Raw genomic sequence first — 14,737 nt, 5'->3', positions numbered from 1 at the left:
AATCATAGAGGATTGCCTAACTATTAAGCCTAGGATAATATAGTTGCGCAGGTCTGTATTTGTAAGAAAAAACGGCTCAATCATCCCTGTAGATGATAGCCGTTTACTTATTCCCAAAGATTGTCCGAACCATCCGGACATGCCCCTGTTTTTACTCTCCCGCCATCCGCTCTATTCCAACGATTATCTTACTTTTGCCTCATATACGTCAAGTGCTGCCTGAACCCCAAACCCGCAAGGCCCCTTAAATCCATGACGCTGTAATGCGGCTTCCAGCGCTCCAAGCAGCCGCAACACGTTATTCTCACGACAGCTAAAACCCATCGTACCGATGCGCCAGATCCTTCCCTTTAACGGTCCAAAAGAACTGGCAATTTCAATTCCGAACCGCCCCAGCAGCAGCGAACGGACAGCTTCCCCATCTATCCCCTCAGGGATCAGCACACAGGTAACAACAGTAAGCTTGCAGGAAGGATCCCCGTATAGTTCTAAACCCATAGCTGTTAATCCAGCTACAAGTGCTTTTTCATGGAGGATATGTCTGGCGAATCTGGCATCCAGCCCTTCTTCAAGGATAAGCCGCAAGCCCTCCCGCAGTGCATAAAGCATTGAGGTCATCTCTGTATGATGATTGAGACGTTGTGGACTCCAGTAATCCTGAAGCATGCTGAGATCGAAATAATTGCTGCGGACAAAAGATAAGTCACCTGGCTGGACATCACTTGTTCTAATCCCGCGTTCTACTCGTTTTCGGGTCATGAGCTTAGCTTCAGCACGATCATTATACGTTATCGGTGCCATTCCGGAAGGGACGGACAGGCATTTCTGTGTACCGCCAACGACGGCATCCAACATCCAAGCATCTGTCTCGACAGGAATGCCCCCAATGGTTGCAACTGCATCGACTATGAATAAAGTATCCATCCGGCGGCAAGCTCTACCAATTTCCGCGAGTGGCTGCACACGTCCTGTAGAGGTCTCCCCATGAACCATTGCCACCACATGTGGCTTAAAAGTCTCCATAGCTGCTATCACTTCATCCGGCTCAAACACACTCCCCCATGGCTTTTCCAACACGAACACCTCAGCGCCACATCTTTCAGCAATCTCATGCAATAGATGTCCGAAGCGGCCAAAGATCGGAATCAGCACACGCTCACCCGGCAGGATCAAACTAACCATCACGGCTTCAATTCCAGCACGGGAGGTACCATCAATTGGGTAAGCCCATGAATTAGAAGTAGCAAACAACTCCCGCAGCATTTCCATCGTTTCATTCATAATAGAGGTGAACTCTGGATCAAACTGACCCAGCACCGGAAAAGACATCGCCCGCAGTACACGCGGATCTACCTCGACCGGACCCGGAGTCATAATACAGCGTTGGGACGGCGACAAATCTTCGTAACGCTTCATGATGATCCTCCCTTAAAAGTTCGGCGAACTCTTTTTAATAAGCTAACTCATATAACATCGCAGTCAGAACCTCAAGCCCAGCAACGAGCTGCTCAGGGGAAGTATACTCTTCCGGAGAATGGCTGATGCCAGCTCGGCTTGGCACAAATATCATCGCAGTAGGGCAACGCGGCGCAAACAGCTGGGCGTCATGTCCCGCTCCACTTACCATCATGCGGTACGTCTTCCCCTCTTGGCGGCAGATATTTTCCAGCATTGCAGATAGCTTCGTATCCATAGGTGCAGGGACTGTGTGGAGCACGGATGTAACCTCAAGAATCACCCCACGTTTAACAGCAATTTCATTACATTCCACAAGAAGCTTCTGACAGAAACGTTCCAGTTCGTCCTCTTCACTATGGCGGATATCTAGTGTAAAAAGAACCTCACCCGGGATCACATTTGGCGTATTCGGATACACCTCAAGCTTACCCGAGGTTGCTACAAGAGGTTCACCAGCCGTTTTAGCAGAACTTTCAAGCACGTACAGCATTTCAACCGCACTAGCCAGTGCATCCTGCCGCATAAACATCGGTGTCGTGCCCGCATGATTAGCAATACCACTGACCTTGACCACATATCGTCTCTGGCCAACAATCCCCTGAACTACGCCTATCTGAGTGTCCGTCTTCTCCAGAATAATCCCCTGCTCGATGTGCAGTTCTACAAAAGCACCAATATCATTTCTGACTCCAGTCCGCTTAGAAGCTTTCTCCTCCGTTATGTCCTGTAAGAAGCTGGATTGTGCCATTGCTGCTTTTAACGTCACGCCCTCTGCATCCATACAGGTCTCGGCCTCGCTTCCGTCATACCTTTCCGTGACATGGCCCGAACCCCAATAAGCAAGCGGAAATCGGCTCCCCTCTTCTTCACAAAAAGATACGACCTCAAGCGTCCGCTGCGGCTGGCCAAAGTTCCTCTGCAAATCTTGAAGCGCAATCATAGCCGCAGCGATTCCATAGGCACCATCATATTTTCCGCCATTGACTACAGTATCGATATGCGATCCGGTTAAAATAACCTTTTGCTGCGGATTGCATCCACTCAATCGTCCATATACATTGCCAACCTTGTCTATGGAAACTTCTAAGCCGAACCCAGCCATTTTTTCCCGCAAAAAAATCTGCGCCCGGCTCCATTCCTCCGTATATAGCAGTCTAGTAACTCCTGGCCCAGGTGTGCTGAATGCCGCCAGCTCCTCCAGCAGCTCCAACAGTTTCTGAGTCGATGCTTGAACTCTGCAATCATTCATAGGCTGTACTGCTCCTTCCTAATTCGCAGCCACTGTCCACCTCCCTCACTGATCACTCCTTCTTCAGAGGTATAGATCACATTCCCGCGACAGATCGTAGCAACTACCTTGCAGGATAAAGTTCTTCCGATGTAGGGGCTGTGCTTGTGGCGATACAATAAATCCTCCGCAGTCAGCGTATAGGTTGTGCTTGGATTCATCAGAACTAGATCGGCATCTAGACCTAGAGCTATAGCGCCTTTGCGATGCTCTATTCCAAAACGTTTTGCGGGTTGCCCTGCAAGCAGACTGGAAATTAATGTAACATCCAAACCCCGCACATTCACGCCTTCATGGAACATAAGCTCCAGACTGCTCTGCGCACCCGAGATCCCACCCCAAGCTGCAAAAAAAGACAAGTCCGGCTTCACCTTCAATTCCGTTGGACAGGGGGAATGATCCGAAGCAATCAGATCGATTTTGCCTTGGGCTAGCATCTCCCATAACTTCTCCTGCTCCATCGCACTTCGCAGCGGAGGTGCACACTTCGCCACAGGGCCTAAAGCCTTCATATCATTTTCAGTGAGGACCAGATAATGTGGACAGGTTTCGGCCGAAACGTCCAGACCTCGAAGCTTAGCTTCATAGATTTTCTCAATGGCGGCGGCCGTGCTGATATGAACAAAATGCAACCGGCAGCCCGTACGTTCACTGTACAGCAGCGCCCTGGACACTGCCTCCAGCTCTGCTTCAGCAGGGCGGCAAGCCGCAAAATCACTTGCGCTGGTTCTGCCATTTCGCACTGCATCTGCGGTCAACACCGCCGTGATAGCCTCACTTTCTGCATGCAGCGCCAGAATCCCGCCCAGAGAAGCGATTCGCTGCATCCCTTGATAGAGTGTATCCTCATCCACTTCACGGAATCTGCCTTCGCCCTCCCCTCCAGGATTGGAGAGAAAGGCTTTAAACCCAGTGACGCCAGCGGCTGCCAAAACTTCTAAATCATCCAGATTGCCGGGAACGAGCCCACCCCACAGCACATAATCAACGGCAGAGTTTCCAGCCGCAGCATCTACCTTTTGACGAAGCCCAGCCTCGTTCACAGTAGGTGGATTGCCGTTAAGCGGCATATCTGCATAGGTTGTGCAGCCGCCAGCTGCCAACGCCGCAGAACCGCTGCGAAAGCCTTCCCAATGTCCAAACGTTGGTTCATTAAAGTGGACATGCATATCAATCATACCGGGGAGCACATAGAACCCATCTGCGTCGATGACTTTGGTTAGCGGCGCAAGCGAAAGTTCCTTTCCAAGTGCGACAATCTTACCCTCTGATACTGCAATATCCAGCTTGAGTACCTGATCGGGCAGCACTACATTCCCGTTCTTAATCACAAGTTCATAGGATTCCTTCATGAGCTGCCACCTCCTCCGGTCGTCAACTTTCTCTTAACTTCCCCGATACGTACTATATCCACCAGGTGCTACTAGCAAAGGTACATGGTAGTGTTGCATGGAGCTCTCTATATGAAAGCGAATAGGTATCTGTTCTAGAAAAAAAGGCATCTCACGTTGAGTGTCTGCTGACGCTTTGGCATCCGCTCTACGGTAGTAATCGCCAACCATAAACAGCAGCTCGTAACATCCAGACTCCATTTCGTTTCCCTCCAGCAGCGGAGCATCCAGCCTCCCGTCACTGTTCGTGACTTCTTCACACAGAAGCTTGCTCATCCCATCCGTAAGCTTCCAGAGCTGAAGCGTCAGACCTGTAGCAGGAATCCCCCGCGACAGATCCAGCACATGGGTGGTAAGACGCCCGCTCATTACGCTGTCTCTCCGGCCAGATCTGCACGGCTGACAGAAAAGCCCTGAAAGCCATAGGGTGGACGAGGTTCGGTGAAGACTCCACCTTTAGTTTCTTCAGGCTCAACAATGGTTTCCCAAGTCCGGTTATTGGACTCAAATGAAACGGTAGCCAGCTGTGGAAAACGGGACAATACGCGCAGCCCAATTTGATAAATCAACGATTGGATTGATGGACTGTTCAGCTCATGAAAAGCGCTATGGGCGATATCGCGAACCTGCTCCGATGCCACATATTGGCCTAGATCTCCATCCAGAGCATGCTGAACATCACTGTAGGTCCAGTTAATATTCAGAAAAATATAAAGCGGACGGTCAAAGCTCTCCGGCAATGTTGTATACTCATCACGGACGAATCCATAAAACGAGCTTCCACTCACTTTTATCAGCTGTAAATCCTTCAATCGGCATTCATGAGCGATAACCTCAGTCCCATTCTCTCCACGTTTTATAGTTAACGAAGCCGAATAAGATTCATTATTGGAGTGACGCAGTACTAAATGACTCTGTTTAAGCCCCTCAACCCCGGGCACCATCACCTGTTCAAAAGGTAACCGGTCTGCGGAAACTGAAACTGCGGTGACATGATCGTATTTATCGAGAAAACGGCTGCTTAGAAGCTGCAGTAGCCCCTCCGTTGTGCTTCCAGTGTAGTCCGCGGTATTGCGCAGGATGAAATTTTTCATAGAATCGGTAGCAACAACCATGGAATTATCCCCCTCTGAAAAAGAAGGAAGAAACGCTTCGCCCGTGACTGCGAATGTAATATTATGTGCGAATATAATGTTGTCGCAGCCCGTGAAGGAAGATTCGGGAACGGGGGTAACGGCCAGCGGTTTAGCATAGGTACGATAAGTTAGCACATCACTTTTTCCATAAAACATTGTACGTCCGTTAATTGGTTCCAGCATGGCTGACACCCTCCCCGTTTATGATGAATGAATAATTAAATAATTAAATAATTAAATCACTTAGGCGAAATCTCGTAATTGTACCGACTTCAGAAAAGGCTTGAACCCATTCCTCCTGAGGGGAACGCTCTACTCGCACTCCAATGGCGCTGATAATGTCATCTTTGTTTTTGCCACGAACAGCTAGAATAAAAGGAAAATGAAATTTGTCCGTATACTTTCGATTCAGATCATTTAATAGATTGAACTCTTTCGTTGTTAACCGATCCAGTCCAGCTCCCTGCTGCTCTGAGGCAGACAAAGCCGTAACTTGAAGCCTAGTCGCCAAATCCGGGTGAGCTTTTAATAGTCCCTCCATTCGGCTCCGGTCAGCACTCAGTACGGTCTGCATCATGGTGCTATGCAAATGCTCTAAAGAATGGAACGGAATCTGCTTATAAGCCTCCTCTGCTACCCACGGTGAATGTTCAAAAATGCCGCCTAGATGCTTCACAAAATCCGTTATACTCATGGCATTTATCTCTTCCATCGTAAACCTGCCTTCAGAAACGACCATCCACTCAACCTCCAATAGCTTTGTTAACAGCTCGTAAAATGCCACCGTACCCCGTACAGCGACAAATGTTACCCGATAAAGCTTCTTCCACTTCAGCCTGAGTAGGATGCGGGTTCTCTTCCAGCAGAGCAACCACCGAGATAACCATCCCTGGTGTGCAATAACCGCATTGGAACCCCCCCTCTTCTAAAAAAGCCCGCTGAACGGGATGCAGGCCTACTTCACTAAGACCCTCAATCGTTGTAATTTCCGCACCTGAGCATTGATAGGCCATGACCAGACATGAATTCACTGGACGTCCATCCACCAGCACCATACATGCCCCGCAGCGGCCAATCTCACAAGAACGTTTTGTGCCGGTCAGCTCCAAATCTTCACGAATGACCTTTAAAAGCCGGCGGGAGGGTGGAAGCTCCGTGGATATCGCTTTACCATTGAGATTGCAATTAAAGGTGAACCTTTCTTCTGCAAAAGCTTCCTCAGACGATAAGGGGGCAAGGTTATCTTCATCTAGATTCGCATCTGAATTATGGCTCGACATGGATGTTCACCACCTTTTGTGGAATAAACGGTGTAGACTGCAGCCATTCGGGATCAATGGGAAGCTTGGTTATCCGCTTCCCTACAGCCTGAAATATGGCCGACACGACTGCCGGAGCTAAATTGACGGAACCCACCTCTCCAATGCCGCGAGGACCGTACGTGTCATGATCCGGCAAATCCTCTATCGGCTGCACCTGAATGCTGCCATTCATATCGGCAATGGTCGGCACCAAATAGGTGTCTAAATTTTTGGTGACATAGCTGCCGCCAGACATCACAGCATCCTCTGACAAGGTGAAACCGACCGCCATACTGCTGCCACCTTCGATCTGTCCAAGATAACCTTGCGGATTAGCCACCGGTCCCGCCGCTACCGCATGATATTGATCCAGTACACGAACACGTCCAGTAAGCAGATTAACTTCCACGCGGACTGCGATTGCAGAATAGGTGTATAGGAAATGTGCCCCCACTCTTTTAAAGGGTGTGGTTGGATAAGTAAACTTTGTATTACAGACAATGGGTTCTGAAATATGCTGTGCCAAGTCCTTGTAAGTCAGAAGCAGACCGCCGTCTTTTAGCCAAATGCCGCCAGGGCCGAGCTTCATTTCATAGTTATCCAGCTCTGGCTTTATCATCGCAGCTGCCTGCAGCACTCGAGCGGTGAAGTCTGGACGCAGCCGTTTTAAGGCCATCCACATCATGCTGGTTGATCGGGAAGCCGTACTAGATCCGCTATCGGGCACAACATCCGTATCGCCAATGACGATGCTTAGATCCTCTGCCGCCAAGCCAAACTGTTCAATCAGCATTTGTTCCATTGTTGCGATTAACCCCTGACCAAACTCCTCGTAACCAAACACCGCCTCAATTTTGCCCTCTAGCGTCAAAGAGAGCCTGCCACCCGCCGGATCGGGAATACCATAGCCAAGTCCTGCACCATGCATAGCTATAGCAGCACCCGTTCCAGTTACGATCCAAGGTTCCACCACACCTGAATCACTGTCTGTAGATGCGGCCTCAGTCATAAGAGGCGAACCCGCCAGCGCTTCCCACACCTGAAAGGCACCATCGGTCTGAGCAATTTCCTGACCCAGCGGCCCCAGATCTCCATATTTACGCAAATTGCGGCGGCGCATTTCCCACGGATCGATCTGCAATCGCTCAGCCAACCGATCGATTTGTCCCTCCAAAGCAAAAATCGCCTGATTGCCGCCAAAACCGCGAAATTCACCAGATACACCGTTATTGGTATATACAGCAAAACCCTTCACATCCACATGATCGATGATATAGGGGCCCATCACATGTTCTGTCGCGAAGTTGAGCACCTCCGCCCCCAGTGTTGCGTAAGCTCCCGTATCCGAAATAATTCTGACCTGATGTGCCCTGATGATTCCTTCGGGGTCGCAGCCAGTTTTCATGGTGATTTTCATGGGATGGCGTTTTAGTCCTGCACGTACCGATTCAGCTCTCGAATTATGCAGTCTTACCGGACGGAGTGTCCGCAAGGCGAGCAGCGCTCCATATGGCTGTACATTCAGCTCGTCTTTTCCTCCAAAGGACCCGCCGATAGGACTCGAGATGACGCGAATATCTTCTTGAGGAATAGCCAGAATTCTGGATAGCTGCAGGCGATCCATCAACCCATGTTGTGTAGCTGAATATACGGTAAGCCGTCCGTTATCCTCTGGGATAAACAGTCCACCTTCAGTCTCCATATAGGTGTGCATTTGGCGTGGTGTATAATAAGTCTCCTCTACCACATGACAGCAATCCGTAAATACCGCTTCCGGCTCCCCTTTCCGATATTCCGTATGATGAAGCACGTTTCCCTCGGCATGCAGCAGAATTGCGTCCTTTTTCATCGCCTCTTCCGGATTCTCAAGTAAGGGTAGAAGCTCATAATCCACTTCGATAAGAGATAAGGCATATTCCGCAATTTCGTCCGTCTCTGCCGCGACTGCCGCAATCGCATCGCCAGTGTAACGCACACGGTCACTGCAAAATACCGGTTGATGCGGCAAAGCTATGCCAAAGCCGTTAAGTCCGGGCACATCCTCATGAGTAATTACAGCGTGTACACCAGGGACTTCAACGGCCTTCTCAATGCGTATGGACAAAATACGAGCATGTGCCTGCTCACTGCGGAGCACGCGGCCGATCAACATTCCTTCTGCCCTCATGTCGGTCAAATACTGCAGCTTACCGGATACCTTGCCCTCTCCATCGGGTCGTGTACGCCAGCGGCTACCGCTGGATTCCTTATTCAGCAGCATTTTCCCTCTCTCCTTTCGTCGGGTTATTCACCTCTTAACTCCGTATATTCATAGCCTTCCACAGCTCAGATACAACCAAATTCCCAGCAGTCTTTTTCTTGTAAAGTTCTGATGCAAAGGGATCACTATACGTCTCAAAGCTGTTCTCAACCTCTTCATATAAAGAAGCCAACAGCTCCTCTGTATACCTCACACCTTCAAGCATAACTTCAGCCCTACTTAGTCGCTGCGGCCGCCCAGAGCCCCCACCTGCGGCGATACGCACCTCACGGAAACGGAGTTCCTCATCGATTGATGCTGAGATTGCTACCGTTACAAGTGAAGGGGTGAACGCTTCCCTGCGGCCAACCTTACGAAAAATTTCTAGCCTATCCGTTAACGGACTCTCTAAGCGAGTAGGTGAGATGCGAATCTCAGCCACAAGATCTGCCGCAGGTTTTACCCCGCTCCAGTGATTGTTTAGCCACTCTATCAAAGGTAGTGCCGTCATAAATTTGCCGTCAAAGGAGATTAACTCCGCGTCATAGACCAGTAACGCAGGTAGAATATCTCCGAAGCCAGAAGCGATATTGCCCCCGAGCGTGGCAAGATTACGCACCGACGGAGCCGCTATGCAACGTGCAGCCTCTTGCAGCGCAGGAGCCACGGCCTGCAAATGCTCATTACTGCGGCACTGGGAGAGTGGAACAAGAGCGCCCAGAGATAAGTGAAATTCCGTTAAGGTAATGTCGCCGAGATTTGTGATTTGCCGAAGATCAATCAGCTGTTTCGGCATATGATCCGTTCCATTTTCCCACCCTGTTCTCAGCAATGTTCCTCCTGCGACATATCGGGAACTGTCTCCAAACGCCGTTTTTCTCTCCCAAGCTTCGTGCAGGCTGTGGGGTTGAATTACTTCAGGTAGTCTTCCATCCTCTTCCCGTATAACTCCCATACACTCCGCCTCCCTTTTTGAGTACCAGATTGCCGCTTCCCTTCTCGTATAGCCTGCCTTAAAACCTTTGTTCCCGAATATAAGGAACTCCGAGCGCCTCCGGTGTACCGGATGGTTTGTTGCGATTGCGGTACCCCAGGTACATCAGGACCAGAATGGTCACAAGGTACGGAATCATTTTGAGAAAATAGGGCGGAACTGCACTGCCCAGCAATTGAATGCGGAAGCCAAGTGAATCCAATGCCCCAAAAAAGTAAGCGCAGAACAAGGCGCGCAGCGGATTCCATCTGGCAAAAATCACTAGCCCTACCGCAATCCAGCCTCGACCGGCTGTCAGCCCTTCATTCCAGGTTGGCGCATAGGCCAATACCATATCCGCTCCGGCCAGGCCGATGAGAGCAGCACCGGTGATCACATAGCTGTAGCGGATAAGCTGCACACGGATCCCCATCACATCTGCGGTAGCCGGACTGTCTCCGACTGCCCGCAAATGCAGGCCCCATGAAGTGCGGTGAATTAGCAGATGCAAAGCAAGCACTAGCAGCAGGCTGAACCAGGTTAGGTAATCCATGTTGCCGAATATTTTTCCGATGAACGGTACATTTTCCAGCCAAGCCAGATGCAGCTTAGGGGAGGTTCCCGGCAAAGGAATGCCGCTGATTGGTTTACCAAGATAAGCGCTCAACCCACTGCCGAACAAGGTCATCGCAAGACCGGACATCGTTTGATTCGCCCGCAAGGTCACACAGAGAAAAGAATGCAGCAAACCAAGCACAGCCGTTACAGCTACGGTAGCCAACAGAGCCAGCAACAGGTTTCCGGAGCGAATATACACGATACAAGTGGTGACCGCTCCCATCAGCATCAGACCTTCAGCCCCAAGCTGTATAATGCCGGCTCGTTCATTTAGAATGCCTCCCAGCGTAGCCAGCAGCAGCGGGGTCCCTGCGGAAATAGCGGCAATAAGTAGCTGTGTTGTAAAATCCATCGCCTATCTCCCCCCTTTCAGCTCAACCCGGCTACGACGAATGCGGAAACGATAGATCATATCGCCAGCAATCAAGAAAAACAGGATGGAGCCCTGCAGCATTTCTGATATCGATGAGGGCAGCCCGATGGTTTGAACACTATATCCGCCAACAATTAAGCCACCGAATAAAATAGAAGTAACGATTAGACCGAGTGGATTCAATTTGGCCAACCAAGCCACAATAATGGCGGTGTATCCATAACCCGGTGAAATGCCCTGCATCAGCTTGTGTGTAACACCGGAGACCTCCGCCATGCCAGCGATCCCGGCGAGCCCCCCACTGATCAGCATGACGATAATAATATGGCGCTTGATAGGAACCCCCGCGTATCTGGCTGCAACAGGATTGGCCCCAATCAGACGGAGCTCGTAACCCCACTTGGTAAAACGAATCATTAAGTAATAAATCACAACGGCGATAAGTCCAAATAACAATCCAATATGCAATCTTGTACTTCCGAGAACAGGCAGCGACTGAGCCGCAGTAAACATAGGGGATCCCGGGAAATTAAATCCTTTAGGATCTTTCCAGGGTCCGAATACCACGTAATCGAGCGCCAATAGGGCAACATAATTCAGCATTAATGAAGTGATTAGCTCATTCACTCCAAAATGCGTCCGCGGAATAGCAGTCAGCAGTCCCCAAAGCGCACCCGCGGCAATCCCGAACAGCAGCATTAAGCTCAGGGACCAGAATGAAGGTAAGTCAGGAAAATAAATCGTGACCGCTGTGGCCGCCATAGCCCCAACAGTTAACTGGCCTTCTGCTCCAATATTCCATACCGAAATGCGGTAAGCCACAGCAATCCCAAGCCCACATAGGAGTAGCGGGATCGCTTTAACCATCGTTTCCGTGAGCCCATACGCAGTGCCAAATGCGCCACGGAACATTTTTTCATAGACCAGCACCGGATTCATGCCATTCGCCGCAATAAATAGGGCACACAACAATAGCGCTAAAATTATAGATACAATAGGTGTCCACCAAGGAGAACGGATGCGGCTGGCATCGTATTCGAAACGTAGAGAGAATCGTTTTCCGGAGTGAGAGGGGAGGGGTTCCAGTACAGCTGCTGCGGTATTTCTTCCATTCTCCGGGCTCATACGGCGCTCTCCTCTCTATTATGAATACCAGCCATTAGTAGTCCGATGCTCTCTCGATTCGCTTCCTCATGTGTACTCTCACCAATAATTGAGCCGTTATAGATCACTAGAATCCGGTCGGACAACTGAAGCAATTCATCTAAATCCTCCGAAATTAACAACACGCCACTACCTGAACCGCGCAACTCCATAAGAAGGTCGTGAACACCAGCCGTGGCACCTACATCCAGCCCTTGTGTCGGATGAACGGCGACCATCAGCTTAGGCCGATGACTGATTTCACGTGCAAAGAGCAGCTTCTGCTGATTACCACCTGACAACTGTTGTACTGGCGTCTCCAGCTCAGGTGTTTTGACGTTAAAGCGCTGGACCAGCTCCTGTGACCACAAACGGTTCTTCGCGGACTTCAAGAAACCAAATTTGGAGTGCTCCTCTGAGCGGTAAGACTTAAACAAAAGATTATCCACCGATCCGAGGCGTCCAGCTAAACCGCTCTTCATCCGGTTCTCCGGCACGTGGGAGATTCCTGAATCAATTGCCCCTCTAACCGAAGCCGATTTCACCGTTTTTCCATCAAACGTGATTTCACCACTTTTCCAGCCTCTAAGACCTGTTAACACTTCAGCCAGTTCCTTTTGCCCGTTACCAGCTACCCCAGCTACGCCTACAATCTCCCCTTTACATACGTTCAGTGAGAAGTGATCCAGTGCTTTTCGCCCGTGATCGGCATATACGTCCACATCTTTCACTACTAATAAAGAATCCCCTTCAGTGGCTTCCCGTTCTTGACGGGTGATGGTTACTTCCTTGCCCACCATCAGACGAGCCAGCTCCAGTTCATCTGTATCTGCCGTGGTCAGTGTGGCGATCATTTTCCCTTTGCGCATGACGGAAATCCGATCGGAGGACGCCATAACCTCTTTCATTTTATGAGTAGTCATAATGACCGTTTTTCCTGCCTGCTTCATGACCCGCAGCGTTTCAAATAGCTGTTCCACCTCTCCCGGGGTCAATACAGAGGTTGGTTCATCCAGAATAATAATGTCAGCCCCGCGATACAGCGTCTTAACGATTTCAACACGCTGCTGCTCACCCACGGACAACTGCCAGATCGGGCGATCCACCGGGAAATTCAGTCCAAACCGTTCCGCTAATGCCTCTATCTCCTCGCGTTTGTTCTTCATCCACTTACGGCCGCGCCAGAAAGACGACTTTTCGCCAAGCACGATATTTTCTGCTGCTGTGAGGCTTTGCACCAGCCTAAAGTTCTGAAACACCATACCTACACCCAGCTGCGCAGCATCTTTAGGAGAACGGATCTGAGCACCTTTCCCATGAATGAAGATTTCTCCTTCATCTGCTCTGTACACCCCTGACAGCATGCTCATCACCGTGCTCTTCCCGGCCCCATTCTCCCCAAGCAACGCATGAATCTCACCCGCATTTGCCGAAAAGTCAACTTGATCACTGGCGGTTACCGAGCCGAATTTTTTCACAATCCCCCGCATTTCAACTGAAGTTCCCCGCATGGCCTGAACCCCTCCTTCCTTCAAGTTGTAGTACGGGTGGGGAAGTTTCCGCTTAACGGAACCCGCCCCACCCATAGATTGTGCACATCTTATTCCCTATTTTTAAACATTATTGCGGGATAGTTCCTTCCACACCTTTTACGAGCCAGTTCATGCCCAGCACTTCCTCCAAGGTCAGCTTCTGACCCTCCTGAACCTTCACATTCCCTTGATTATCTGAGATCGGACCTGTGAAAACCTCAAGCTCACCACTGATAATTTTGGCTTTGGCGTCTTCGACAAGCTTTTTCACATCATCTGGGATCTTGTTCCCGAAAGGAGCCAGCTCCACCATACCGTCAGCCATATCACCGGAATATTGCTCGCTCTTCCAGGTTCCATCCATAACTGCCTGCACAGCTTTTACGTAATACGGCCCCCAATTCCATACCGGATTCGTCAAATAATTGTCCGGAGCGTATTTACTCATATCCGAGTCATTTCCCCCGGCAAAAGCCCCTCGTTCAGCAGCAGCCTGCAGGGTTGCAGGTGAATCCTGATAGGCCAAAAGCACATCCGCCCCCTTATCCAGCAAGCTGATTGCCGCTTGACGTTCAGTCGTCGGGTCATACCATGTATTCGTCCATACCACATTCACCTTTACATCAGGATTGACACTTTGTGCTCCAAGGGTAAAAGCATTCAAGTTATAAATCACTTCGCTGATCGGAAAAGCCCCTACATAACCCAACTGATTATTTTTGGTCATTTTCCCTGCCGCTATGCCGCTCAGATAGCTGGCCTGATAGTTTTTCCCGAAGTAGGTCCCCATGTTCTCTGCGGTTTTGTAACCCGAAGCATGCAGGAACTTCACGTTGGGAAATTTGCCCGCTACATTTAATGTAAAATCCATATATCCGAAGCTCGTTGTAAACACGATGTCGTGTGATTGCGCAAGCTCTGTGATGATTCGTTCGGCGTCAGCACTTTCAGGGACATTTTCTACAAAGTCAGCTTTAATCCCCAGCTCCTTCTCCATATACAGCCGTCCTTGATCATGTTGGTACGTGTAGCCGCCATCCCCTGGAGGTCCGATATAAACAAAAGCAACCGTCGGTTTCTTTGCAGCCGGTTCTGTTGTTGCAGTTGCCTCTGTTGTCGCTGGTGCCTCCGTTGCATTTGTAGAAGTATTATTATTGCTGCCACACCCCACCAAAGCCACCGTCATTAGAACCATTAATGCAAGACAAGATGTTATGAACTGACCCCTTTTTTTCATAATTCTCCTCCTCCAAATCATCTCTCATCATGGCTGCAACCATTAATG

At 49.9% G+C, this 14,737-nt stretch carries 13 protein-coding genes; all 13 read right to left on the bottom strand.

Translation table 11 applies throughout. The annotated features are described in order from the left end of the window. Nucleotides 1–183: 183 nt before the first annotated feature. The 13 genes from NSQ91_RS06660 to NSQ91_RS06600 all read right to left on the bottom strand — a co-directional run bounded on the left by NSQ91_RS06660 (nt 184) and on the right by NSQ91_RS06600 (nt 14,689). Nucleotides 184–1,416: a pyridoxal-phosphate-dependent aminotransferase family protein gene (locus tag NSQ91_RS06660; RefSeq protein WP_340917043.1), complete on the bottom strand. Its 1,233-nt coding sequence runs from the start codon at nt 1,414–1,416 to the stop codon at nt 184–186. Nucleotides 1,417–1,450: 34 nt separating this feature from the next. Then, nucleotides 1,451–2,707 carry a Zn-dependent hydrolase gene (locus NSQ91_RS06655; RefSeq protein WP_340917041.1) on the bottom strand — a complete coding sequence of 419 codons (1,257 nt, stop codon included), beginning with the start codon at nt 2,705–2,707 and terminating at the stop codon, nt 1,451–1,453. Further along, on the bottom strand, nt 2,704–4,098 hold the full coding sequence (locus NSQ91_RS06650; protein ID WP_340917038.1) for an allantoinase: 1,395 nt from the start codon (nt 4,096–4,098) through the stop codon (nt 2,704–2,706). The genes NSQ91_RS06655 and NSQ91_RS06650 overlap by 4 nt, the downstream gene beginning before the upstream one ends. A gap of 33 nt (nt 4,099–4,131) precedes the next feature. After that, nucleotides 4,132–4,506 carry a hydroxyisourate hydrolase gene (gene uraH, locus NSQ91_RS06645; protein WP_076125436.1) on the bottom strand — a complete coding sequence of 125 codons (375 nt, stop codon included), beginning with the start codon at nt 4,504–4,506 and terminating at the stop codon, nt 4,132–4,134. Beyond that, nucleotides 4,506–5,456, bottom strand: coding sequence for a factor-independent urate hydroxylase (gene pucL, locus NSQ91_RS06640; RefSeq protein WP_076125438.1), 951 nt, complete (start codon nt 5,454–5,456; stop codon nt 4,506–4,508). The genes uraH and pucL overlap by 1 nt, the downstream gene beginning before the upstream one ends. 43 nt (nt 5,457–5,499) lie before the next feature. Next, on the bottom strand, nt 5,500–6,012 hold the full coding sequence (gene uraD, locus NSQ91_RS06635) for a 2-oxo-4-hydroxy-4-carboxy-5-ureidoimidazoline decarboxylase (RefSeq protein ID WP_076125440.1): 513 nt from the start codon (nt 6,010–6,012) through the stop codon (nt 5,500–5,502). A gap of 4 nt (nt 6,013–6,016) precedes the next feature. Beyond that, nucleotides 6,017–6,553, bottom strand: coding sequence for a (2Fe-2S)-binding protein (locus NSQ91_RS06630; RefSeq protein WP_081391982.1), 537 nt, complete (start codon nt 6,551–6,553; stop codon nt 6,017–6,019). After that, nucleotides 6,540–8,834 carry a xanthine dehydrogenase subunit D gene (gene pucD, locus NSQ91_RS06625; RefSeq protein ID WP_340917031.1) on the bottom strand — a complete coding sequence of 765 codons (2,295 nt, stop codon included), beginning with the start codon at nt 8,832–8,834 and terminating at the stop codon, nt 6,540–6,542. Before pucD ends, NSQ91_RS06630 begins: the two co-directional genes overlap by 14 nt. 34 nt (nt 8,835–8,868) lie before the next feature. Further along, nucleotides 8,869–9,768 carry an FAD binding domain-containing protein gene (locus NSQ91_RS06620; protein ID WP_340917028.1) on the bottom strand — a complete coding sequence of 300 codons (900 nt, stop codon included), beginning with the start codon at nt 9,766–9,768 and terminating at the stop codon, nt 8,869–8,871. A 58-nt stretch (nt 9,769–9,826) separates the two neighbouring features. After that, nucleotides 9,827–10,756 carry an ABC transporter permease gene (locus NSQ91_RS06615; protein WP_042185778.1) on the bottom strand — a complete coding sequence of 310 codons (930 nt, stop codon included), beginning with the start codon at nt 10,754–10,756 and terminating at the stop codon, nt 9,827–9,829. A gap of 3 nt (nt 10,757–10,759) precedes the next feature. Further along, on the bottom strand, nt 10,760–11,902 hold the full coding sequence (locus NSQ91_RS06610) for an ABC transporter permease (RefSeq protein ID WP_340917019.1): 1,143 nt from the start codon (nt 11,900–11,902) through the stop codon (nt 10,760–10,762). Then, complete coding sequence (locus NSQ91_RS06605; RefSeq protein WP_076279513.1) at nt 11,899–13,431, bottom strand: ABC transporter ATP-binding protein; 1,533 nt, start codon at nt 13,429–13,431, stop codon at nt 11,899–11,901. The genes NSQ91_RS06610 and NSQ91_RS06605 overlap by 4 nt, the downstream gene beginning before the upstream one ends. A 109-nt stretch (nt 13,432–13,540) precedes the next feature. Beyond that, nucleotides 13,541–14,689, bottom strand: coding sequence for a BMP family ABC transporter substrate-binding protein (locus NSQ91_RS06600; RefSeq protein ID WP_340917015.1), 1,149 nt, complete (start codon nt 14,687–14,689; stop codon nt 13,541–13,543). Nucleotides 14,690–14,737 lie beyond the last annotated feature (48 nt).

This window comes from Paenibacillus sp. FSL R7-0048, from assembly GCF_038004505.1.
GTDB lineage: Bacteria > Bacillota > Bacilli > Paenibacillales > Paenibacillaceae > Paenibacillus_AQ > Paenibacillus_AQ odorifer.
This window is presented reverse-complemented; position numbering and strand designations above follow the sequence as displayed.